This window comes from Pseudomonas sp. 21615526, from assembly GCF_013386245.1.
GTDB lineage: Bacteria > Pseudomonadota > Gammaproteobacteria > Pseudomonadales > Pseudomonadaceae > Aquipseudomonas.
The window spans coordinates 1-22,575 of record NZ_JACAOM010000023.1 but is presented as its reverse complement, the minus strand read 5'-3'; the positions used below and the strand labels follow the sequence as shown (position 1 = coordinate 22,575).

The following is a 22,575-nucleotide window of genomic DNA, read 5'->3' as shown; positions in this document are numbered from 1 at the left end:
AGCCCGCTCCCACACTGGACCTGCTGTGTTTTCCAGGCTGTATTCCTGATCCAAATGTCTCGCGTTACCGAGGAGCCCTCATGGCCTTCCTGAATATGTTGCGCAAACGCCTGTTCGGCCTGATCCTGGTCGTCGTCGGCGTTTCGCTGATCACCTTCTGCATCTCCCACCTGATCCCGGGTGACCCGGCGCGCCTGATTGCCGGCGACCGGGCCAGCGACGCCATTGTCGAGAACATCCGCCATCAACTGGGCCTCGACCTGCCGCTGTACCAGCAATACGGCCGCTACATGAGCGACCTGCTGCACGGCGACCTCGGCACCTCGATCCGCACCAGCCGCCCGGTGCTGGAAGACCTGAAAGCGTTCTTCCCCGCGACCCTCGAACTGGCAGTCGCCGCCCTGCTGCTCTCGGTACTGGTGGGCGTACCGCTGGGGGTGCTGTCAGCGGTGTATCACAACCGCGCCATCGACCAGATCGCCCGAACGCTGGCGGTTACCGGCATTTCCACGCCGGCCTTCTGGCTCGGCCTGGGCCTGATCGTGTTGTTCTACGGCCAGCTCGGCTGGCTGCCCGGCAGCGGGCGGCTGGATGAAGGCCTCGAACCACCGCGCACCATCACCGGGTTCTACCTGATCGACTCGCTGCTGGCCGGCGATATCCCACTGTTCCTGAATGCCCTGGAACACCTGATCCTACCCGCCGTCACCCTGGGTTTCGTCAACCTCGGCGTAGTCGCCCGGCAGATTCGTTCGGCGATGCTCGACCAGTTGGGCGAGGACTACATCCGTACCGCCCGCGCGTACGGCCTGTCGCGCTGGGCGGTGATCCTGCGCCACGCCCTGCCCAACGCGCTGATCCCGTCGATCACCGTGCTCGGCCTGACCCTCGGCGACCTGCTGTACGGCGCGGTGCTGACCGAAACCGTGTTCGCCTGGCCGGGCATGGGTGCCTATGTGGTGAAGTCGATCCAGTCCCTGGATTTCCCGGCGGTGATGGGCTTCGCGATCCTGGTGTCGTTTATTTATGTACTGCTGAACATGCTGATCGACCTGCTCTACCGGGTGGTCGACCCGCGCATCGGCGAGGTGAATTGAGATGACCGCTCCCCTGACCATGCCCGTACCGGTGCCCCTGGAACAGCGCCCCACCTGGCGTGCGCGAATGGAGTACCTGGGCTATCAAATACGCCGCAGCCCGCTGACCATCGCCGGCCTGACCATCACCTTGATCGTGCTGATCTGCATGGCCTTCGCGCCCTGGTTGGCGAGCCATGACCCCAATGCCCTGAACCTGGCGCAACGCCTGGCCGAGCCCTCCGCCGAACATTGGTTCGGCACCGATGAAGTCGGCCGCGACCTGTTCAGCCGGGTGCTGTACGGCAGCCGCCAGTCGGTGGGCGTGGGCCTGTTCGTGGCGTTTTCGTCCTGCCTGGTGGGCGGGCTGCTGGGCTGCCTGTCGGGGATCATCGGCGGGCGTTTCGACAGCCTGATCATGCGCCTGATGGACATCATGCTGTCGGTGCCGTCCCTGGTGCTGATCATGGCCCTGGCCGCCGCACTGGGCCCGAGCCTGTTCAACGCGATGCTGGCAATCACCGTGGTGCGCATCCCTTTCTACGTGCGCCTGGCCCGGGGCCAGGCCCTGAGCATTCGGCAGATGGGCTACGTCAAGGCATCCCAGACCTTCGGCGCCGGGCGCTGGCACATCGTGTCGTGGCACGTAGGCCGCAATGCGATGCCGCCGTTGCTGGTGCAACTGAGCCTGGACATCGGCAGCGCGATCCTGATGGCCTCGGCCCTGGGTTTCATCGGCCTGGGTGCACAACAGCCCACCGCCGAATGGGGCGCGATGGTTGCCACCGGGCGCAATTTCATTCTCGACAACTGGTGGTACTCGACCTTTCCGGGGCTGGCGATCCTGGTCACCGCGACCGGCTTCAACCTGCTGGGTGACGGTGTTCGTGACCTGCTCGACCCACGGCAACAGGGGAAATGACCATGTCCAGTCCGGCAGTGCTTGCCATCGACAACCTGAGCCTGGAATTCCCGGCTTACCGCAACAACGTCCAGGCACTCAACGGCGTGTCGTTGCACGTCAACCCCGGCGAAGTCGTCGGCGTAGTGGGTGAATCCGGCTCCGGCAAATCCGTGACCGCGATGCTCAGCCTGCGCCTGCTGCCGGAGCGCAGTTACCGGATCACCGCCGGCAGCTTGCAGATGCTCGGCCGCGACATGCTCGGTGCCAGCGAGAAGGAGCTGCTGCAGATCCGCGGGCGTGACGCGGCGATGATCTTCCAGGAGCCGATGACCGCGCTGAACCCGACCCGGCGCATTGGCCGGCAGATGCTCGATGTGATCATCCACCACCAGCGCCTGAGCAAGGCCGCCGCCCGTGCCAAGGCCATCGCCCTGCTGCGGGACATGCACATCGCCGACCCCGAACAGGTGCTCGACAGCTACCCCTTCGAACTCTCCGGCGGCATGCGCCAGCGGGTGATGATCGCCCTGGCGTTTTCCTGCGACCCTCAGTTGCTGATCGCCGATGAACCCACCACTGCCCTCGACGTCACCGTGCAACGCCAGGTGCTGTTGCTGCTGCGGGAAAAAGCCCGGGAACGCGGCACCGCGATCCTGCTGATCACCCACGACATGGCTGTGGTCTCGCAGTTCTGCGACCGGGTGTATGTGATGTACACCGGCGCCGTGGTGGAAGAAGGCCCCACCGCCCAGGTGATGAGCGACCCGCGCCATCCCTACACCCAAGGGTTACTCAGCGGCTTGCCGGAACAGGTGAAACCCGGCGACGACCTGCTGACCATCCCCGGCCAAGTGCCCAACCTTGCCGCCCTGCCCTCAGGCTGCACCTTTCGCGAACGCTGCCCCCAGGCCATGAGCCAATGCATCGAGCGCCCGCGCCTGGACCTGATCAACCCTGCCGGCACCCGCAAAAGTGCGTGCTGGCTGACTGCCGGGGAGTCGGTGCAATGACCGTGTCTCAAGATTCACTGCTGGCTTTGCGGGATGTACGGGTCAAGTTCCCGGTAAAAACCGACTGGCTGGGCCGCCCGCGCGGTTATGCCCACGCCCTCAACGGCATCGACTTGCAGGTTCGCCGTGGGGAAACCCTGGGGATTGTCGGCGAGTCCGGCTGTGGTAAAAGCACCCTCGCCCAGTTGCTGATGGGCCTGGTCAAGCCCAGTGACGGTGAAGTGGACTGGGTCTACGAAAGTGCCCGGGAACGCCACCGGCATGTGCAGATCGTATTCCAGGACCCGCAATCGTCCCTCGACCCGCGCCTGCCCATCTGGAAAATCATCACCGAACCGCTGTTCGCCCTTGGCGACACGCCCAAGAGTGAAATGCGCACCATCGCCGCCAAGGTCGCCGCGCAGGTAGGCATTCGTGCCGAATACCTGGACCGTTACCCGCACCAGTTTTCCGGTGGCCAGCGCCAACGGATCGCCATCGCCCGCGCGCTGGCGTCCAACCCGAGCATCCTGGTGCTGGACGAGCCGACCTCGGCCCTGGATATCTCGGTGCAGGCGCAAATCCTCAACCTGCTGGCCGAGCTGCAACGGCGGCTGGGGCTGACCTACATCCTGATCTCCCACAACGTTTCGGTGGTGCGGCACATGGCCGACCGGGTGGCGGTGATGTACCTGGGGCAGATCGTGGAACTGGGGTGTGCCGAGCAAGTGCTGGAGCAGCCGAAGCATCCGTACACCCAGCTGTTGCTGGAGGCGGTGCCCAAGCTGGGGGTGGCGCTGGACGACGCGTATGTCAGTGCACCGACAGAGCTGCCGGGGAACCGGGTGTTGCCGGGTGGGTGTTTCTTTCTCGACCGCTGCCCGAGGCGTACACAAGGCTGTGAGCGGCCGCAGCGGTTGACGGGTGGGATGAGTCAGCAGGTGCGCTGTCACCTGGAACATCCGTGAGGCGTCCTTAACGAAATTTTCATGATTGCGCGGCTATGATCCGCCACCTCGTTGGGGAGTAGCCTGCTTCGGATTCTCGAAGCGTTCGTATCAACATTCTCGGCAACATGCCGTGGTGCGAACACCATTTTGGTTGGTGAGACCAGCGACACATCCATACCTGAAGTCGGGCGTGTGGTTGTGTCGTTGACTCATACAGCCCGACTGGAAGCCTTACCGTGAACCCCATTTCCCTGATTCTTCTCGCCCTTGCCATGTCCACGGACGCCTTTGCGGCGGCCATTGGCAAAGGTTCCAGCCTGCACAAACCACGCCTGACCGAAGCCCTGCGGGCCGGCCTGATCTTTGGTGTGATCGAAGCGATCACGCCGATCATCGGCTGGGCCATCGGCCAGGCCGCCACTCGCTGGGTGGAACAGTGGGACCACTGGATCGCCTTTACCCTGCTGGTAGCCCTGGGCCTGCACATGATCTACAACGGCTTGAAGGCCGATGATCCAGAGGAAGAGAAACCGAGCCAGCACTCGTTCATGATTCTTGCCGTGACCGCGTTTGCCACCAGCATTGATGCCCTGGCGGTGGGCGTAGGCCTGGCGTTTGTCGACGTGAATATCCTGGTGGCCGCTGCGGCGATCGGCTTGGCGACGATGACCATGGTAACCATCGGCATGATGCTTGGCCGGGTGTTGGGGACTGTGGTCGGCAAGCGCGCCGAGATGGTTGGCGGCGTGGTGTTGATGCTGGTGGGTGCGACGATTTTGTATGAGCACCTGTCGGCCTAGAAACCGGCGAAGATCAAAATGTGGGAGCGGGCTTGGGTGGGAGCGGGCTTGCTCGCGAAAGCGGTGGTTCAGCCAGCCTATTGAGCGACTGACACACCGCCTTCGCGAGCAAGCCCGCTCCCACACCAGCCCGCTCCTACAGGGATCGGCGGCGATCAATCAGGCCGCGTGTTTTTCTTTCTTCAGGCTCTCGATGTCGATCACGAACCGATACTTCACATCGCCCTTGAGCATGCGCTCGTAGGCGTCATTGATGCCCTGGATGTCGATCATCTCGATGTCCGAGACAATCCCGTGCCTGGCGCAGAAATCCAGCATGTCCTGGGTTTCCTGGATGCCACCGATCAACGACCCGGCCAGGCTGCGACGCTTGAAGATCAGGTTGAACACGGTCGGTGACGGGTGCGGGCTATCCGGGGCGCCCACCAGGGTCATGGTGCCGTCGCGCTTGAGCAGGTTGAGGAAGGCGTCGAGATTGTGGGACGCGGCCACGGTGTTGAGGATGAAGTCCAGGGAGTTGGCAACCTTGGCCATTTCGTCCGCGTTCTTCGACACCACCACTTCATCGGCCCCCAGTCGCAGGCCGTCTTCGCGCTTGTTCGGCGAGGTGGTGAACAGCACCACGTAGGCGCCCATGGCATGAGCGATTTTCACCGCCATATGGCCCAGGCCACCGAGGCCGACAACGCCGACGCGCTTGCCCAGCCCGACGTTCCAGTGGTGCAGCGGTGAGTAGGTGGTGATGCCTGCACACAGCAGCGGCGCGACCGCCGCCAGGTTGCTCTCGTCGTGGGAGATCCGCAGGACGAACTTCTCCTTGACCACGATATTGTCCGAGTAGCCGCCGAAGGTGTTTTCGCCGCCAAAAGCCGGGCCGTTGTAGGTGCCGGTGAAGCTGTTTTCGCAATACTGCTCCTCGCCCTCGGCGCAGGATTCGCAGTGCTGGCAGCTGTCGACCATGCAGCCGACACCGGCCAAATCGCCCACCTTGAACTTGCTGACATTGGCGCCCACGGCGGTCACTCGGCCAACGATTTCATGGCCCGGTACCGACGGGTACAGGGTGTTTTTCCATTCGTTGCGTACGGTGTGCAGGTCCGAGTGGCAGACGCCGCAATAGAGGATGTCGATCTGCACATCATCGGCCCCGGGGGCGCGACGTTCGAACGTGAAGGGTTTGAGCGAATCCTTGGAGTCACGAGCGGCGTAGCTGTAAGTCTTGGCCATTTCGTTCACCTGTTTGTTCAGACGGTAGAAAGCAGTTGACCAGCATAGACGCTGAACCGTTCAACCGAGCACAGGCATACAAGTCCCTCGTCAGATTCTGCGCCTATAGTATTGGCTGCCCTCTCACCCAAGGAGTTTTGCCATGAGCACCCTACGCACACAAGACGGTACCGAGCTCTACTACAAGGACTGGGGCACCGGCAAACCGGTGCTGTTCAGCCACGGCTGGCCGCTGGATGCCGATATGTGGGAATACCAGATGGAGTACCTGAGCAGCCGCGGCTACCGCACCATCGCGTTCGACCGCCGTGGTTTTGGCCGCTCGGACCAGCCCTGGACCGGTAACGACTACGACACCTTTGCCGACGATATCGCCCAGTTGATCAACCATCTGGATCTGCAGGACGTGACCCTGGTGGGCTTCTCCATGGGCGGCGGCGATGTCAGCCGCTATATCGCCCGCCATGGCAGCGCGCGCGTGGCCGGGCTGGTGTTGCTGGGGGCGGTGACGCCGCTGTTCGGGCAAAAGCCGGATTACCCGCAAGGTGTCGAGATGGCAGCGTTTGACGGGTTCAAGGCCGCGCTGCTGAAGGATCGCGCGCAGTTCCTGGCAGACTTCAATACGCCGTTCTATGGCATCAACAAGGGCCAACAGGTCTCCAGCGGTGTATTGACTCAAACACTGAACATCGCCCTGCTCGCCTCGCTCAAGGCGACGGTGGATTGCGTCACCGCGTTCTCGGAAACCGACTTCCGCCCGGACATGGCCAGGATCGACGTGCCAACCCTGGTTATCCACGGTGATGGCGACCAGATCGTGCCGTTCGAAACTACCGGCAAGGTCGCCGCGCAGATGATCAAAGGCGCGCAGTTGAAGGTGTACAAGGATGCCCCCCATGGTTTTGCGGTGACCCACCAGCAAGCCTTGAACGAAGATCTGCTGGCCTTCCTACAACGCTGAGCCGATTGCGTTCTCCTGCGACGGCTTATTTCTGGCCGGGCTGACACCCGGCCTTTTCAGGCAGTCGTACTATTCCCCGGTGCCGGCAAACCCCGCGACGATCTCGTCGATCACCACCCGCACCCGGGCGGTGTGCCGCAGGTCGGCATGGGTCACCAGCCACACATCGTAGGGCAACGGCCGCGTACGGTCCGGCCACAGCCGCACCAGGCCGTCGCGTTCGCCGGAAACTATCGGAACCTCACCGATACCGATCCCTGCGGCGATGGAGCGGCGAACCAACAGGCTTGAACTCAAGGCCGCAACAATACGCCCGCGTCCCAGCGGCTCGCTGACCAGGGTCAGGTCCTTCTGGCTTTGCAGGTGCGGCTGGTACACCACCAGGTCGTGTCCTTCGAACAGGCTGCCCGGTTCGGGTGCGCCGTGCCGATCGATATACGCCTGCGAGGCAAACAGCCCCACCGGCCAGCGGGCGATGCGCCGGGCGATCAGGTCGGGGTTGTCCGGGCGGGTATTGCGCACCGCGATATCGGCTTCGCGTTTGGCCAGGTTAAGCAACTGGGTCGAAGCGTCCATCTGCACGCGCACGTTAGGGTGCGCATCGTGCAGCCGGGCAATGGCCGGGATCAGGAAGTCGATGGCCAGGGAATCGGTGGTGGTCACCCGTACGGTGCCGGTCAGGCGGTCGTCCAGGCCCAGGACCTGACGCTCCAGGTCAAGGGCCGAGCGCTCCATGTTCTCCACCGATTGCAACGCGGCCTCACCCACGGCGGTCAGCGCATAGCCCTCGGAGGTGCGCAAGAACAACGTTGCGTTCAAGGACTTTTCCAGGGCATTGACCCGTCGCCCCACGGTGGCCTGATCCACCCCCAGCACCCGCGCGGCCCCGCGTAATGTGGACTCGCGGCACACCGCGAGGAACACCCGCGCATCGTCCCAATTCATGGCTTTCCCCTTCGATGCATTTTTGCATCAGCGTGACGTGTAATCGCAGCATTATTGCATCACTCATCACGGCTATGCTGGGCACCAGAGAAAATACCCAGGATCGCCAGCAGGCTGAACCGCTCGGTAACGGGCGCGGTCCCAACCCATACGTTCATTGCTACAGGTGCGCTCAAATGACTCTGCCCCACGAAATGACCCTGATCGAAATCACCAGCCCCGGCGGCCCCGAAGTCCTGCAACCACGCCAGGAGCCGGTACCTGTCGCCGGCCCCGGCGAAGTGCTGATCCGCGTGCACGCCGCGGGCGTCAATCGCCCGGACGCCCTGCAACGCGCCGGCACGTACCCGATGAAACCCGGCATGAGCCCGATTCCCGGGCTGGAAGTGGCCGGTGTGGTGGTTGCGCTGGGCGAAGGCGTCAGCGAGTACGCGCTGGGCGACAAGGTGTGCGCCCTGACCAATGGCGGCGGTTATGCGCAGTACTGCGCAGTGCCCGCCAGCCAGACCTTGCCGCTTCCCGATGGCCTGGACTGGATTCAGGCGGCAGCGATCCCGGAAACCTTCTTCACCGTATGGGCCAACCTGTTCGGCATCGGCGGTGCGCATAAAGGCCAGCGCGTGTTGATCCATGGCGGCACCAGCGGCATCGGCACCACCGCGCTGATGCTCTGCCGCGAGTTCGGTATCGAAGCGTTCGCCACCGCCGGCAGCGTGGAAAAATGCGCCGCCATCCGCGAACTGGGAGCCGAGCCGATCAACTACCGGGAACAGAATTTCGCCGAGGTCATCGCTGACAAGACCGCGGGCAAGGGTGTCAATGTGGTCCTCGACATCATGGGTGGCTCCTACCTGAACGACAACATCAGCGCCCTGGCCATGGAAGGTCGCCTGGTGATGCTGGGCTTCCTCGGCGGCGCACGCGCCAAAGACATCGACCTGCTGGCGATCCTCGGCAAACGCGCGATCGTTACCGGCTCGTTGTTGCGCTCACGCACCCGGGAAGAAAAAGCCGCGATTGCCGCACAACTGCGCGAACACGTGTGGCCGGTGCTGTCGGCCGGGCGTTGCCTGCCGATGATCGATGAGGTGTATGCCTATACCGACGCCGCGAAGGCCCATGCGCGCATGGAAGGTGGCGACCATATCGGCAAGATTGTGTTGCGGGTGGATTGATAAACATGCGGAAAAACGGTTTATAACGTCATCAGAACAAAACACTGCGGTTAATGGAGGCTTCATGAAACTGGTCGGCATGCTGGACTCGCCCTACGTGCGCCGCGTGGCCATTTCCCTGGAACTGTACGGCGTCGCGTTCGAACACCAGGCACTGTCGGTGTTCAGCACCTTCGATGAGTTTTCCGGGATCAACCCGGTAGTCAAGGCACCGACGCTGGTGCTCGACGACGACACGGTGCTGATGGATTCCGGCTTGATCCTCGAGTACCTGGAAGCCCTGGCGCCGGCCGGCAGCCGATTGCTGCCCCCGTCAGCCCCAGCGCTTGCCAGGGATCTGCAAGTGATCGGCCTGGCGCTGGCAGCGTGCGAAAAGACCGTGCAGATCGTCTACGAACATCACCTGCGGCCCGCCGAAAAACTGCATCAGCCGTGGATCGACCGCGTGACCGGACAACTGCTGGCGGCCTATGCGTTATTGGAGGCGCGGGTGGCCGAGCGCGACAGCGACTTGCCGCTGACCCAGGCGAGCCTGACGGTGGCGGTCGCCTGGTCCTTCACCCAGCTGAAGATAGCCGACGTCGTGAAGGCCGATGCGTTTCCCCACTTGCAACGCCACGCGGCCCTCGCCGAGCAGCACCCGGCATTCGGCAAATACCCGATCGAGTAGCCCGTGCCTACCCGGCATACACCGGGTAATCGGTGAAGCCCACCTCGGTGCCGCCATACAGGCCGTCCGCGTTCAACGGGTTCAGCGGCCAACCGTTGAGCAGGCGTTGGGGCAAGTCGGGATTGGCAATGTACGGCCGGCCAAACGCGATCAGGTCTGCCAGCCCCGCCTCTACCAGCCGCACGCCGCGCTCTGCGGTGTAGCGGCCGGCGTAGATGATCCGGCCGCTGAAGGTGTCACGCACCGCCTGGCGGAACGACTCGGGCAACTCGGGGGCATTGTCCCAGTCGGCCTCGGCAATCGACACGTAGGCGATGCCGGCCGCCTCAAGCACCTTGATCGCCTCGATGTAGGTGTGATGCGGGTCTTCCTCGACAAGGCCGATGTAGACCCGGTCCTGGTCAGTGCCGCTGAACAACGGCGCAAAGCGCACACCCAGGCGCTGCGGGCCGACTACTTCGGCCACCGCCTCGACGATTTCCCGCAGGAACCGCAGGCGATTGTGCAGTGAGCCACCGTATTCATCGTCGCGCTGGTTGGAATGCGCCGAGATGAACTGGTTGACCAGGTAGCCGTTGGCCGAATGAATTTCCACGCCATCGAAGCCTGCGGCCAATGCATTTTTTGCAGCCTGGGCGTAAAGCCCCACCAACTCCTTGACCTCGGCGGTAGCCAGGGCGCGCGGCTCGGGTGGCTGCACCAACTTACCGGTGCCGGGCCCGGTTGCAACGAATGCCTTGGCTTGCTGCGGCTGGATCGCCGACGGCGCGACGGGTGCTGCGCCGTCGGGCTGCAGTTCGTGATGGGACACACGACCCACATGCCAAAGCTGGGCGAAGATCACGCCGCCTTCGGCATGCACGGCATCGGTCACGGTACGCCAGCCGTCAATCTGCTCCGGTGTATAGATGCCCGGGGTCCAGGCGTAACCCTGGCCGCGAGGCTCGATCTGCGTGCCCTCGCTGACCATGAAGCCGGCGGTAGCACGCTGGCGGTAATAAAGCGCCATCAAGTCCGTGGCGATATCACCGGGCTGGGCACTTCGCTGGCGGGTAAGCGGCGGCAGGACGATGCGGTTTTTCAGGGTGTGGTGCCCCAGTGTGATCGGGGTACCTAAAGCGCTGTTGCTCATGGGGGAAAGTTCCGGATTCAAATTTCAGACAAGCAGAAGCTGCCGGCTCCCGGTCAGGGGAGCCACCAACAACGTACTTTTGGGGGGGATTCAGCGGGTTACGCGGTCAGCTTCAACAGCGCTTTGGCAACGTCACTGGAACTGGCAGGATTCTGCCCGGTGACCAGCAGGCCATCTTCAATCACAAAGGATTGCCAATCGGCACCCTTCTCATACGTGCCGCCCAGCGCCTTGAAATCATCCTCAATCAGGAAAGGCACCACGTCGGTCAGCCCAACCGCCGCTTCTTCGGAGTTGGAGAAGCCGGTGACGCGCCGGCCCTTGACCAGCGGCTCGCCGTTGACCGCCTTGACGTGACGCAAGGCGCCCGGGGCGTGGCACACAAAGCCAATCGGCTTGCCCGCACGCTCGAAGGCTTCGATCAGGTCGATGGAGGTTTTCGACTCTGCCAGGTCCCACAGCGGGCCGTGGCCGCCTGGGTAGAACACGGTGTCGAAGTCGCCGGCGTTGACCGACTCCAGCTTCACGGTGGTGGCCAGGGCCTGTTGCGCCGCCGGGTCGCTGGCGAAGCGGCGGGTCTGGTCGGTTTGCGAATCCGGCAGGTCGCTGACCGGGTCCAGGGGCGGCTGCCCACCGGCCGGCGAAGCCAGGGTCACGTCGGCCCCGGCGTCCTTGAACGCGTAGTAGGGAGCAGCAAATTCTTCGAGCCAGAACCCGGTCTTGCGGCCGGTGTTGCCAAGCTGGTCGTGAGAAGTCAAAACCATCAATACTTTCATGTGCCAGTGCCTCGGGGTGATGTGGGTTGGAATGGAATCAAGCTTAGGAGCCGGGCCAAAACCGCACAATGTCATGTCCGCAAGGATTCCGGACATTGCGCCAAGGCGGTTGCCGTTTCCCTGGCACACGCCGACAATCACCGCTCCGCGCCCCCTGGAGAGATGAGATGCACAGCATTGCGCTGATGGTGTACCCGAACTTTCAATCCTTGAGCCTCAGCCTGGGCTCGGTGTTCGAGTGCGCCAATCTGCTGCGTGGCGAGCAGGCGTATGAGTTTCACCTGGTGTCGGAAAGTGGCGGCCCGATCATGACGTCCCAGGGCTTCTCGGTGAACAGTACGCCGATCCGGCCCGAGGGCTATGACACATTGATCGTCAGCGGTTACCTGGAGTTCCAACTGCCTGACGCCAGCCTGCCGAGGCTGGTCCAGGCGGCGTCCAAACAGTCGCGGCGGATTGCTTCGTTGTGCATGGGCATCTTCGTGCTGGCCGAGGCGGGATTGCTCGAAGGCAAGCGCGCCACCACCCACTGGCTGCACGCACCGGCCTTTGCCAAGCGCTACCCGCAGATTCGCCTGGAGGAAGACAAGCTGTTCGTGGTTGACGGCCAGATCTGGACCGGTGCCGGCATGAGCGCCGGGGTGGACCTGGCGCTGGCGATGGTGGAGAACGACCTGGGCAGCGACCTCGCCCGCCGCATCGCGCGCAAGCTGGTGATTGCCCAGCGCCGTGGCAGCGAACAGTCGCAGCTATCGGCGTTGCTGGAACTCGACCCCAAGTCCGACCGTGTGCAGTTGGCCCTGGCCTACGCCCGGGAGAACCTGACCCACGACCTTTCGGTCGAGGCCCTGGCGGCCGTGGCGCGGCTCAGCCCACGCCAGTTCAGCCGGGTGTTTCGCGAGGAGACCGGGCAAACCCCGGCCAAGGCCATCGAATCCCTGCGGGTGGAAGCCGCCCGGGCAATGATGGAAACCAGTCGGCATCCGGTGGAAGTGGTCGCCCGCGAGACCGGGTTCGGTGATCGCGAGCGCATGCGCCAGGCGTTCCTGCGGGCGTTCGGCCAGCCGCCACAGGCGATGCAGGCGGCATTGTTCAGTGCAGGGGCTGGCGCCGCGTTCAGTTGATGGTTCAGTGCAGCGCTGCGCGCGTCACCAGGAAGCTCAGCAGGTTTGGCTCATCGTCCAGCTCGATGGCCTGCACCGGACGCGGCAGGTTATCCAACACCGTGCGCCAGAACGCCTGGCTCACTTCATCCTGATCATAGAAACGCACCAGCCAGTTCGCCTCGCCGCTGCTCAACACCTGAGTGGCGATGGCGCGGCCAATACCCTTGCGGCGGTAGCGTTTGAGGATGAACAGGTCCGCCAGTTCCAGCGCATCGATCCCCGGCAGTTCGCTGCCTTCGATCAGCAGGAAGCCGGCGATGAAGCCGTCGACCAGCAGCAGGTTGGCACTCCACTGCGGGTCTTCCCAGTAGCGGGCCAGGTGCTCCTCATGGATGTAGAAGCGACCGTCCACCTCGACATCTTCCTGTTCCCAGTCCGAGGACTCGTAGGCGTAGAACTGGTAAAGGTTGGCGATCAACGTGGCGTGTTCCGGGCCGGTCTCGATCAGTTCGACGGTGGTATCGGGGATTGCAGGCATGGGCATCTCGGCAAAAAAACAGGCTGCCATTGTCAACAAAGCCACCTGCAATGCCAATACACCGGCCAAGCTTTCTGCTTGCTGAACCGATCGCGCTTTTCTCGTGTCAACGACAAAATCGTTACAAAGTTAGACTAAACTCCGCGTCACTTCCCTCCCCTTGCTTTCAGGATAAGTACTTTGACAAACGTCTGCACCAGCGGCCTCGATGTCGGCTTTGCGTCCCTGGATTACCTGCAAATAGGCATCCTGGGCATCATTCAGGGCATCACCGAATTGTTGCCCGTGTCTTCCACCGCCCACATGCGCATCGTGCCCGCCCTGCTCGGCTGGCCGGATCCCGGCTCGGCGTTTTCCGCGGCCATGCAGTTGGCCGCCCTGGCAGCAGTGGTCAGTTACTTCTGGAAGGATGTACGCCAGGTCACGGTCGGCAGCATCACCGCGGTGCGCCAGGGTGACTACAACAACCAGTGGTTCAAGCTGGCGGTGGCCATTGTGCTGGCGACGATTCCGATCGGGATTGCCGGGATAGCCTTGTCGTCGACCCTCAACTCCTGCAACTCGCCGCTGCGCGGGCTGATGGTGATCGGGATTTCCTGCCTGGTGATGGCGGTGCTGCTGGCGGCGGCTGAACTCAGCGCGAGGCATAAGCGCACGGTGGGCGAAATGCGCCTGCGGGATGCGCTGATTGTCGGCATTGCGCAGATCGGCGCGCTGATTCCAGGGGTTTCCCGCTCGGGCTCGACCCTGACCGCCGCACTGTTCCTCAACTTCAAGCGTGAAGAAGCGGCGCGGTTTTCGTTCCTGCTGGGCTTGCCGGCGATCGCCCTCGCGGGGCTGAAAGAGCTGTGGGTATTGTTCCACGCCGACCTGCCCGCCCACGCCTGGCCGCACCTGATCTTCGGGCTGGTGGTCGCCAGTGTGTCGGCGTTCTTCGCGATCTGGGGCCTGATGAAGTTCCTGGAGCGATTCTCCACCTGGCCGTTCGTGATCTACCGCGCGGTGCTCGGGATATTCCTGATTGTGGCGGTGAGCACCGGGTTGTTGGCCTAAGGCGCGCGGTCGGCCAGTTCTTCGAGCAAATCCGCTGACGGTATGAAGAACAGGCCGCCGGTGACCGCCGTGCTGAAGTCCAGCAGGCGGTCATAGTTGCCGACCGGTCGGCCGACAAACATGTTCTCCAGCATCAACTCCAAAGGCTCTGGCGAGCGCGCGTAGCCGATAAAGTACGTCCCGAATTCCCCCGCGCCCGGCCGGCCAAAGGGCATGTTGTCCCGCAGGATCTTCACTTCCTCGCCGTCCTTGGTGATGGTGGTCAATGCACTGTGGGAATTGCTCGGTTTGGTCGCATCGTCGAGCTCGATGTCCGACAGCTTGGTGCGCCCGATCACCCGCTCCTGCGCCTCCACCGACAATTCATTCCAGGCCTGCATGTTGTGCAGGTACTTCTGCACCATTACATAGCTGCCGCCGCTGAACGCCGGATCCTCATCACCGACGATGGTGAAACCCACCGCCTTGCGCCCGACCGGGTTCTCGGTGCCGTCGACAAAACCGATGATGCTGCGCATGTCGAAATAGCGGAAACCCTGGACCTCGTCCACCACCGTCACCGCATCCCCCAGCGCCGCCATCAACTGGGTGGCCAATTCGAAACACAGGTCCATCTGCTCGGCACGAATGTGCAGCAGGATATCCCCCGGCGTGGCCGGCGCCAGGCGCCCGGCCACGCCCACTTCCTTGAACGGATGCAACGCTGCTGGCCGCGGCCCCCCGAACAGCGCGTCCCACGCCTTGGAGCCAAACCCTGCGACACACGTCAGATTGCCGGCTGGCACCCGCTTGCCGACCGAGCGCACCAGGCCGGCGATATCGGCGCACCAGCTGCGCACCGCCTCAGCCGAGTCACTGCCAGGCGCCAGGGTCGCGACCATGAAAATGGCACTGCTGGTGATCGGGCTGCAGACGGATTGGGGTTCAAGGTTTTGATCGGATGGCGATGTCATTGAGAGGTCCACGGGTGGCGGTCGAGATTCAACGAGCGCAGATTAGCAGACCACCAAACCCTGTGGGAGCTGTCGAGCTTTAGCGAGGCTGCGAAGGCGGCAGCAGTGTCAACATTGATGCTGCCTGACCCACCGCTATCGCAGCCTCGCTAAAGCTCGACAGCTCCCACACTGGATTTTCGTTTATGCGCCACTTGTGCATTTCCTCCGGACAAATCCCACAACGGGGGCTCCCCTCCTGCGCCCTCCCGATGGTAGTGTGTGAAATTGTTTCTGACCTTTCGATCAGACATTTCTCACTCACTCCCTGCAAAGGAATGCCCCCAGCAATGGATTTTTCCCTCAAGCAACTGGCCGTAGCCACCCTGATGGCCGCCAGCCTTTCGGTGTTCACCACCCAAGCTCAAGCCAACCTCACCCCACAACAGAACGCCGTCATCCTGAAGACCTTCAGCGATGCCTCGGTCAAGGATTTCCGGCAGTTCCTCGCCAGCCTGGCCAAGAGTGACGTGGCCAAGAGCGACAACCTCGGCCCGGCCATCAGTGCCTTTCTCGACAACAAGGACCTGAGCGCCGACCAGCAGAATGAAATCCATCGCCTGCTGGGCCTGTATGCGCGGGTGAAGTACGGTGCGGCCGCCACTGAAACCCTGCGTGAGCTGGTGGAGATCCCGACCTTCCAGGTCGCCGGCGTGGCCCAGCACGACAATCCCGAGTTCATCAAGATCGCCGCCAAGATCAAGAGCCTGGCCGAGTCGTTCAACCTGAACTTCCGCAACATCGACAACCGCGTCTACGAGGTTTCCCTGGAAGGCAGCGGCGATGAAGTGGTCGGCATCCACGCTCACGCGGACGTGGTACCGGTAACCCCGGAAAACTGGGTGCTCAAGGACGGCACCAAGCTCGACCCATTCAAGGTCACGCTGATCGGCGACCGGATGTATGGTCGCGGCACCGAGGATGACAAGAACGGCATCGTGGTGGCGATGTACGCGATGAAGGTGATCAAGGAAGAGAAGCTGCCGCTGGCGCGCAATTTCAAGCTGCTGGTGGACACCACCGAGGAAACCTCCGGCGACGCGATCCCGTACTACTTCGAGCACAACCCAACGCCCAACTACAACCTGGCGCTGGACGGCGGCTACCCGGTGGTGATCGCCGAGAAAGGCTACGGCACGGTCATGGCCAAGTTCCCCAAGCGCAAGGCTGAAGGCAAAGGCGCAGAAATCATCTCGATGACCGGTGGCAAGGCCACCAACCAGATTCCGTCGGCGTCGGTGGTGACATTGCTCAGCGACAAGCCTGCCGAACTGGCCGCCAGCCTGCAAAAGGCCGGCAGCGAGTACGCCAAGCGCAATGGCGGCGACTTTGAAGTGGCGGCCAAGGTCGTCGGCAAGGACGTTCAGTTGACCGTCACTGGCGTGTCCGCCCACTCCTCCGAACCGGAATCCGGGGTGAACCCGGTAGCCAGGGTCCTCGACTTCCTCAACAGCCTCGACGGCAAGGTCGCGCTCAAGCACAACCAGTTCACCGACGCCGCGCACTACGCCGCCAACAACTGGGGCCTGGATTACCTGGGCGCCAAGCTGGGCGTGGGCTTCTCCGATGCGTTCATGGGCCCGCTGACCACCTCGCTGACCTATGTGGGCGAAGATGACACTACCTTCAAGCTGGCGGTCAACCTGCGGGTGCCAAAGGGCAAGTCACCGGAAGCGCTCAAGGCCGAAATCGCCGACAAGCTCAGCGCCTGGACCAAGAAAAACCACGTGGCTGTGACCTTCGATTACTCGATCGCCGAGCCGATGTACCGCAACCCTGAGGGCGAGTGGGTCAAGGCGCTGTTGGCGGTGGCCAGCGAGAACCTGGGCATGGAGCACAAGTACGGCACGTCTGCCGGCGCTACCTCGGTGCATGAGCTGCCCAACGGCGTGCAATTCGGCCTGGCACGGCCGGAGGTCAAGTACACCGGCCATACCGACAACGAGTTCAAGACCGTCGACCAGTTCCTGCTGGACCTGCAGATCGTCACCGAAATGATGGGCCGCATCGGGCAACTGCCAAAGCTCTGACCTGCCCTTCGGACCCGCCGCCCTGGCGGGTCCACTAAGCGATACGCCAGCCTTTCGACGCCCGCCGCTGCGCGAGGAACCGGGCATAGCGCCCTTGCCTTGCGGTCAATTGCTCAGGCGTGCCCTGCTCCACGATCCGGCCTTCATCGAGCACCACGATCTGGTCGGCCATCACCACTGTCGACAGCTGATGCGCGATCACGATCAGCGTGCATGTGCCGCGCAAGCGTGCCAGGGTTTCGGCGATGACCGCCTGGTTCTCGGCGTCCAGTGCAGCCGTGGCTTCGTCCACCAGCAGGATCGGCGCGCCCTTGATCAACGCACGGGCGATCGCGACACGCTGACGCTCGCCACCGGACAGGCGTGCCCCGCCCTCACCCACCGTGGTCGACAGGCCCATGGGCAGGCGCTCGATAATCGCCTGCACACCGGCCTGCCGCGCGGCCTCCAACACTTGTGCGTCGCTGGCGTCGGGTTTGCCGAGGCGAATGTTGTCGGCGACGCTGCCCTGGAACAGGTACGTGTCCTGGAAGATCTGGCTGATTTGCGCGTTGAGCTGCTCGCCGGACATCTGTCGCACGTCCACGCCACCGATGCACACCTGGCCCTGGCTGACCTCGAAAAACCGTGCGACCAACCGCAACAGCGTGGTCTTGCCCGAACCGGAAGCCCCCACCAGCGCGGTCATGCTGCCGGGCTCAATACGCAGGTTCACCCCGCGCAGCACGTCCCGCGAACCGGCCGCGTGGCGAAAGCTCACATCGAACAGTTCCACCGAGGCATCCCGTGGAGATTGCGGCGCGCTCGGCACCTTCAGGGGCGACGCGGCCAATATCTCGCGCACCGCCTCAAGCTGCACCCCGGCACCGCGCAACGTTTCGCCATAGCCGGCCACCTCCAGCAACGGGTCAATGAAGCGGCTGACCAGCAACAGCGACACCATCACCGCAATCACCGAGCCCACGTGCAAGGCATTTCCCAGGTAAGCGTCAAGCCAGAGCGCGGCGGCGATCAACAAGGCCGCGAACACCACCTGCACCAGCCACATGTTCAGCAGAATCGAGGTGGCGGACAGCAGGATCAGGCGCGCCCCGGTCGCGTGCTGCTGCTCGATCGCCCGTTGCAGGAACACCGAGCTGCCGCCGCCACTGAAGGCACGCAACACCGACTGCAACTGGGCGAACTCCAGCATGCGCTGGCTGGTGTCGGCCGAGCTGCGCTGGAACGCCCGGTCGGCGCGCTGCCCAAGGCGGGCGCTGAGCCAGAACGCGCCGCCGAGAATCGGCAACGCCAGCAAGGCGATCAGGCCCATCTTCCAGTGCAGCACAAACAACGCCAGTACCAGCACCAATGGCGTCACCACGCCGCTGAGCACCGGAGTAAATACATGGGCCGGCAGCTGAGCCACGGCCATCATGCCCTGGGTCACCACCTGGTTGAGCCGCGCCGTGTTATCGGGCGTGAACCAACCGACAGGCAGTTCGGCCACATGGTCGCCGATGCGCTGGCGCCCGCCTTGCAGCACCGCCACACCCACCGCGACGCCAGCCTTTTCAACCTCGCGTCGCGTAGCCCAACACGTCGCCACCGCCGCCAGGAACACCACCAGCCACAACGCCGCTTCGGCCAGATCACCGTTGAGCATGTCGGTGAGTACCGGCACCAGGGCGGCGAGGGTCAGCCCGCACAGCGCACCGTAGAACATCACTTTCCCGACATAGCGACGGAAGACCGGCCCGTCATCGCCCAACAGTTCGATAAAGGTTTTCAGCATGTCGGCAGCGCCTGTTCGCGGGTCTGTTTGTAACCGCCCGACGCCCACAGGCGCGCATAGCGGCCCTCTTGCGCGATCAGTCGAGGATGGGTGCCCTGTTCAACAATACGGCCGTTTTCCAGCACGATGATGTGGTCGGCGTGCATCACGGTATCGAGGCGATGGGCAATCACCAACAGCGTGCGCCCTTGGGCGAAGCGCGACAGCGCCTCCTGGATTGCCACCTCGTTTGCAGCATCGGCGGCGGCCGTGGGTTCATCCAGCACCAGCACCGGCGGCGCCAGCAACACTGCGCGGGCGATGCTGATACGCTGCTGCTCGCCACCGGACAACTGCGCGTCCTCGCCAATCACCGAGGCATAGCCCCGTGGCAAGCCGATGATGCACTCATGAATATTCGCGGCCCGTGCCGCCGCCTCGATTTCCTTGCGGCTGGCGCTGGGCCGGCCCAGGGCGATGTTTTCGGCAACGCTGGCGTGGACCAGGCGCACCTCTTGCAGCACAAAGCCGATCAGGTTGTAGAGCTGCGAGGTCTCGATCTGCCGCAGGTCGACGCCGCCCAGGGTGATACGCCCCTCGGTCGGGTCAAAAAACCGCAGCAGCAGGCGCGCCAGGGTCGACTTGCCCGAACCCGAGGCCCCGACGATGGCGGTTACGGTGCCAGGCTTGAGGGTAAAGCTGATGTTCGACAGTACCGGGTGCTGCGGGTCGTAGGCGTACCCGAGGTTTTCGACGCGTACTTCGGCGTCCTTGGGCAAGCGTTCGCACCCCGGCTCCACCTGCGCCAGCACCGGCGTCGCCAGCAGTGCCTGCACGCGCTGGGCCGCGCCGGTGGCGTTGTCCAGATCATGCATGATGTAACTCAGCAGCATCAGTGGCGCGCAAATGCCTGGTGCGACAATGGCGAACGGCAGCACCTCCACCGCGCTGATCCAGCCCAGGCTGACAAACACCAGGCCAAACGTCAGCACCATGGCGAGCACCGTCACCGGGGCGATCATCGCGTTGGCATTGGCCATCGTCCCCACCAGTGGCCGGGTGAACTCAACGAAGGCTTCGCTGAACTCATCTACCGCCTTGCGGTAACTGGCGTGGGCCTTGCCGGTGGCACCGAAGGCCTTGACCACCGGAATGCCGTTGACGAACTCGACCACCGCGTTATTGACCCGGGTCATGCGCTCGACAAAGGACTGCATGTGGCTGCCGCTGGCTTTCATCGCCCGGGTAAAAAACAGCAAAAACCCCGGAAACGGCAACAGCGAGACCAGCGCCATGCGCCAGTCCACCATGAACAGATAAGCCGCCGACAGCAGCACGGCCCCGGCACAACGGCCCACGGTGGTGTAGAAATGCGCAGTCAGGCTGTGCAGGGTGCCGATGTCATCCTGCATCGCCTGCTTGACCTCGCCCGACGCCCGCTCGGTGAACCAGCCCAGCGGCACCTGGCTCAGGCGCTGGGCGATGGCCAGGCGCAAGTGGCGAGTGATGTGGTTGTCGGCCAGGTGCGCGACCGTCTCCGCAACTGTCATCAACAGCAGGCCCGCGAACAGGCTCGCCAGGCTGAGGCTGATGGTCAACCAGACCTCGCCCGATGCCTGGGCCATCGACGGCGCGCCGAGGGCGACCCTGGCGATATGCACAATGCCCCCCAGCGGCACCAGCGTCAGCATACTGCCCACACCGGCCAGCAGTGCCGCAGCGATCAGTCGCCCGCGCACCGGCCGCAACACTTGCGAGACCGCGCCCCGCCCCCTGGGTTTGGCCGCAGCCACATCCTTGTTACTCATGAAGTCTCCCTGACTGAATGAGCCTTTGCTCGCCCTTACCTTATCTTCCGAACGAGCGGCCAAAACCCTCAATCGAAACCTCAAGGAATTTTCAGGCAGGGGCGCGGACCGTCACCCAATAGCGGGTGCGCCGCACCACCTGGATCGGCAACGCGGCGGCCAGGTTGTCCAGCGCCAGGTCGGTGTTGTCCAGGTGCAATACACCGCTGACCCGCAGCATCGCCACCTCAGGCGCACAGCGCAGTACACCGCGGCGGTAGCGTCCCAGCTCGGCGATCAGTTCGTCCAGCCGGGTACCATCGGCCACCAACAGGCCCTTGACCCAGGCGATGCTGCGGTCAGTCACTGCTGCGGTCGGCTGCACGGTGTCCCTGGAAACCGTGGCGCCTTGACCTGCCTCCACCCGCGCACCTGCGCCATGGTCGGGCTGTACCTGCACCGTGCCCTCAAGCACGGCCAACTGGCAGTTGCCGTCGTCGCATTGGCGCAGGCTGAAGCGCGTGCCCAGGGCATGAAACACGCCCTGGCGACTCTGCACCCGAAACGGCCGGGGTGACGGCGCGGTCGTGATGAAGACCTCGCCGGCCCGCAGCAGCACCAGGCGCTGGTCGTCATCGAACTGTACGTCAACTGCTGAAGCCGGGCCCAATACCAGGCGGGTACCGTCGGGCAATACCACTTCGCGAACTTCGCCGGTGCGGGTGCTATGGCCGGCACTCGCCAGCTGCCAGGCGTCGGTGCGGCGCACGCCGTAGGTGAGGCCACCGGCTGCGACCAACAGGCCCAGCAGGCGCAGGGTGCTCCGGCGGTCGGGGGAGTCGGGAGCGTCGGGTTCGGCCAGGCTGTGCCTGGCCACCGGCGCGGGGATGCTGTGGAGTTTTTGCTCGAAGCCCAGCAGGCGCGTCCAGGCCAGTTCGTGGTGGGGATGTTCGGCGCGCCAGTGCAGGCAGTTGGCGTGGTCTTCGGCGCTGGCGTCATCGGCCCACAGGCGGGCCATCCAGGCGGCGGCGCGCTCGATGATATCCGGGGAGATTGGCTGCTCGGTCGACATTGCGAGGGTCAGCCGTACAGGGTCTGGTAGCAGGCCAGCAGGCCGGCGGCGATGTACTTTTCCACCGAGGAGACGGAGACCTGGAGCTCGGCGGCGATCTCGCGGTAGCTCAGGCCATCGAGCTTGCACAGCAACAGGGCCTGGCGCGCCTTGGGTGGCAGGCTGTGCAGGGCGGCGTCGATTTGGATCAGGGCCTCGATGGCCAGGGCGCGGGTTTCTTCATCGGGGGCGCAGGGTTCGGGCAACAGGGCCAGGGCTTGCAGGTAGGCGGATTCGATCTGGCGGCGGCGGTAGAGGTCGATGACCAGGCCGTTGGCGATCTGGGTCAGGTGTCGCCGGGATTCGCCGGTGGGCGGGAGTTGGCCCTTGCGCATGAGTTGCAGGTAGACGTCGTGGGCCAGGTCGGCGGCGTCGAATGCGTTGCCCAGCTTGCGCCGCAACAGGGTACGTAGCCAGGCGTTGTGGTCGACGTATAGATTTTCAACCTGGCGTTGAAAGGCGAACTGTCCGATGTTCACAAACCTCTCCTTTTACCCAATGGGCCCGGGGGTGCTGGGGCGATTGGGCTGGTAATGATTTGCAAGACTATCGGCTCTGGGCTGCGGGTGCAATGCGGGGGGATGGCGGGGTTATGGGTAC

The 22,575-nt window shown here is 63.7% G+C and carries 21 protein-coding genes and 1 riboswitch; of the genes, 11 read left to right on the top strand and 10 right to left on the bottom strand.

Annotated features, from left to right (window positions below):
- Window positions 1–80: 80 nt before the first annotated feature.
- The 5 genes from HX786_RS08610 to mntP all read left to right on the top strand — a co-directional run bounded on the left by HX786_RS08610 (window position 81) and on the right by mntP (window position 4,719).
- A complete protein-coding gene (locus tag HX786_RS08610) occupies window positions 81–1,097 on the top strand; it encodes an ABC transporter permease (RefSeq protein WP_008431420.1) in 1,017 nt (338 codons plus the stop codon).
- 19 nt (window positions 1,098–1,116) lie between these two features.
- A complete protein-coding gene (gene ddpC, locus HX786_RS08605) occupies window positions 1,117–1,998 on the top strand; it encodes a D,D-dipeptide ABC transporter permease (protein WP_032868129.1) in 882 nt (293 codons plus the stop codon).
- A complete protein-coding gene (locus tag HX786_RS08600; RefSeq protein WP_032898749.1) occupies window positions 1,995–2,990 on the top strand; it encodes an ABC transporter ATP-binding protein in 996 nt (331 codons plus the stop codon). The genes ddpC and HX786_RS08600 overlap by 4 nt, the downstream gene beginning before the upstream one ends.
- Entirely contained in the window at window positions 2,987–3,937 is a 951-nt protein-coding gene (locus HX786_RS08595) for an oligopeptide/dipeptide ABC transporter ATP-binding protein (protein WP_003220120.1), read from the top strand. Before HX786_RS08600 ends, HX786_RS08595 begins: the two co-directional genes overlap by 4 nt.
- Before the next feature lie 41 nt (window positions 3,938–3,978).
- Window positions 3,979–4,145, top strand: a riboswitch (yybP-ykoY riboswitch).
- A 10-nt stretch (window positions 4,146–4,155) separates the two neighbouring features.
- On the top strand, window positions 4,156–4,719 hold the full coding sequence (gene mntP, locus HX786_RS08590; RefSeq protein WP_003220119.1) for a manganese efflux pump MntP: 564 nt from the start codon (window positions 4,156–4,158) through the stop codon (window positions 4,717–4,719).
- 159 nt (window positions 4,720–4,878) lie between these two features.
- Here the strand turns inward: mntP and HX786_RS08585 are convergent, their stop codons facing one another.
- Entirely contained in the window at window positions 4,879–5,946 is a 1,068-nt protein-coding gene (locus HX786_RS08585; protein WP_178911944.1) for an NAD(P)-dependent alcohol dehydrogenase, read from the bottom strand.
- Window positions 5,947–6,088: 142 nt separating this feature from the next.
- Between HX786_RS08585 and HX786_RS08580 the strand changes: the two genes are divergently transcribed.
- Window positions 6,089–6,907 carry an alpha/beta fold hydrolase gene (locus tag HX786_RS08580; protein WP_003220116.1) on the top strand — a complete coding sequence of 273 codons (819 nt, stop codon included), beginning with the start codon at window positions 6,089–6,091 and terminating at the stop codon, window positions 6,905–6,907.
- A 69-nt stretch (window positions 6,908–6,976) separates the two neighbouring features.
- On the opposite strand, the gene HX786_RS08575 is transcribed toward HX786_RS08580, so the two are convergent.
- Window positions 6,977–7,852 (bottom strand): LysR family transcriptional regulator, encoded by an 876-nt coding sequence (locus HX786_RS08575; RefSeq protein WP_178911943.1) that lies wholly within the window; start codon window positions 7,850–7,852, stop codon window positions 6,977–6,979.
- A 176-nt stretch (window positions 7,853–8,028) separates the two neighbouring features.
- Between HX786_RS08575 and HX786_RS08570 the strand changes: the two genes are divergently transcribed.
- Both HX786_RS08570 and HX786_RS08565 read left to right on the top strand, forming a co-directional pair.
- Window positions 8,029–9,027 (top strand): NAD(P)H-quinone oxidoreductase, encoded by a 999-nt coding sequence (locus HX786_RS08570; protein ID WP_087694905.1) that lies wholly within the window; start codon window positions 8,029–8,031, stop codon window positions 9,025–9,027.
- Window positions 9,028–9,091: 64 nt separating this feature from the next.
- Window positions 9,092–9,697, top strand: coding sequence for a glutathione S-transferase (locus HX786_RS08565; protein WP_178911942.1), 606 nt, complete (start codon window positions 9,092–9,094; stop codon window positions 9,695–9,697).
- Between the two features lie 7 nt (window positions 9,698–9,704).
- On the opposite strand, the gene HX786_RS08560 is transcribed toward HX786_RS08565, so the two are convergent.
- Both HX786_RS08560 and HX786_RS08555 read right to left on the bottom strand, forming a co-directional pair.
- Complete coding sequence (locus HX786_RS08560; protein ID WP_102368728.1) at window positions 9,705–10,829, bottom strand: alkene reductase; 1,125 nt, start codon at window positions 10,827–10,829, stop codon at window positions 9,705–9,707.
- 98 nt (window positions 10,830–10,927) lie between these two features.
- Window positions 10,928–11,605, bottom strand: a complete 678-nt coding sequence (locus HX786_RS08555) for a type 1 glutamine amidotransferase domain-containing protein (protein WP_177067837.1) — start codon at window positions 11,603–11,605, stop codon at window positions 10,928–10,930.
- Window positions 11,606–11,772: 167 nt separating this feature from the next.
- On the opposite strand from HX786_RS08555, the gene HX786_RS08550 reads away from it, so the two are divergent.
- Window positions 11,773–12,729 (top strand): GlxA family transcriptional regulator, encoded by a 957-nt coding sequence (locus tag HX786_RS08550; protein ID WP_003220105.1) that lies wholly within the window; start codon window positions 11,773–11,775, stop codon window positions 12,727–12,729.
- A 4-nt stretch (window positions 12,730–12,733) separates the two neighbouring features.
- On the opposite strand, the gene HX786_RS08545 is transcribed toward HX786_RS08550, so the two are convergent.
- Window positions 12,734–13,240 (bottom strand): GNAT family N-acetyltransferase, encoded by a 507-nt coding sequence (locus HX786_RS08545; protein WP_032898758.1) that lies wholly within the window; start codon window positions 13,238–13,240, stop codon window positions 12,734–12,736.
- A 189-nt stretch (window positions 13,241–13,429) separates the two neighbouring features.
- Between HX786_RS08545 and HX786_RS08540 the strand changes: the two genes are divergently transcribed.
- Window positions 13,430–14,302 (top strand): undecaprenyl-diphosphate phosphatase, encoded by an 873-nt coding sequence (locus HX786_RS08540; RefSeq protein WP_087694909.1) that lies wholly within the window; start codon window positions 13,430–13,432, stop codon window positions 14,300–14,302.
- On the opposite strand, the gene HX786_RS08535 is transcribed toward HX786_RS08540, so the two are convergent.
- Window positions 14,299–15,255, bottom strand: coding sequence for a Dyp-type peroxidase (locus HX786_RS08535; protein ID WP_003220100.1), 957 nt, complete (start codon window positions 15,253–15,255; stop codon window positions 14,299–14,301). The genes HX786_RS08540 and HX786_RS08535 overlap by 4 nt on opposite strands.
- Window positions 15,256–15,584: 329 nt before the next feature.
- On the opposite strand from HX786_RS08535, the gene HX786_RS08530 reads away from it, so the two are divergent.
- Entirely contained in the window at window positions 15,585–17,324 is a 1,740-nt protein-coding gene (locus HX786_RS08530) for a dipeptidase (RefSeq protein WP_178911941.1), read from the top strand.
- A gap of 34 nt (window positions 17,325–17,358) precedes the next feature.
- Here the strand turns inward: HX786_RS08530 and HX786_RS08525 are convergent, their stop codons facing one another.
- The 4 genes from HX786_RS08525 to HX786_RS08510 form a co-directional block, all read right to left on the bottom strand.
- Entirely contained in the window at window positions 17,359–19,098 is a 1,740-nt protein-coding gene (locus HX786_RS08525) for an ABC transporter ATP-binding protein (RefSeq protein ID WP_178911940.1), read from the bottom strand.
- Window positions 19,092–20,885 carry an ABC transporter ATP-binding protein gene (locus HX786_RS08520; protein ID WP_177051343.1) on the bottom strand — a complete coding sequence of 598 codons (1,794 nt, stop codon included), beginning with the start codon at window positions 20,883–20,885 and terminating at the stop codon, window positions 19,092–19,094. The genes HX786_RS08525 and HX786_RS08520 overlap by 7 nt, the downstream gene beginning before the upstream one ends.
- A 91-nt stretch (window positions 20,886–20,976) precedes the next feature.
- Window positions 20,977–21,936 (bottom strand): FecR domain-containing protein, encoded by a 960-nt coding sequence (locus HX786_RS08515; protein ID WP_178911939.1) that lies wholly within the window; start codon window positions 21,934–21,936, stop codon window positions 20,977–20,979.
- A gap of 8 nt (window positions 21,937–21,944) precedes the next feature.
- Entirely contained in the window at window positions 21,945–22,454 is a 510-nt protein-coding gene (locus tag HX786_RS08510; RefSeq protein ID WP_177029375.1) for a sigma-70 family RNA polymerase sigma factor, read from the bottom strand.
- Window positions 22,455–22,575: the final 121 nt, after the last annotated feature.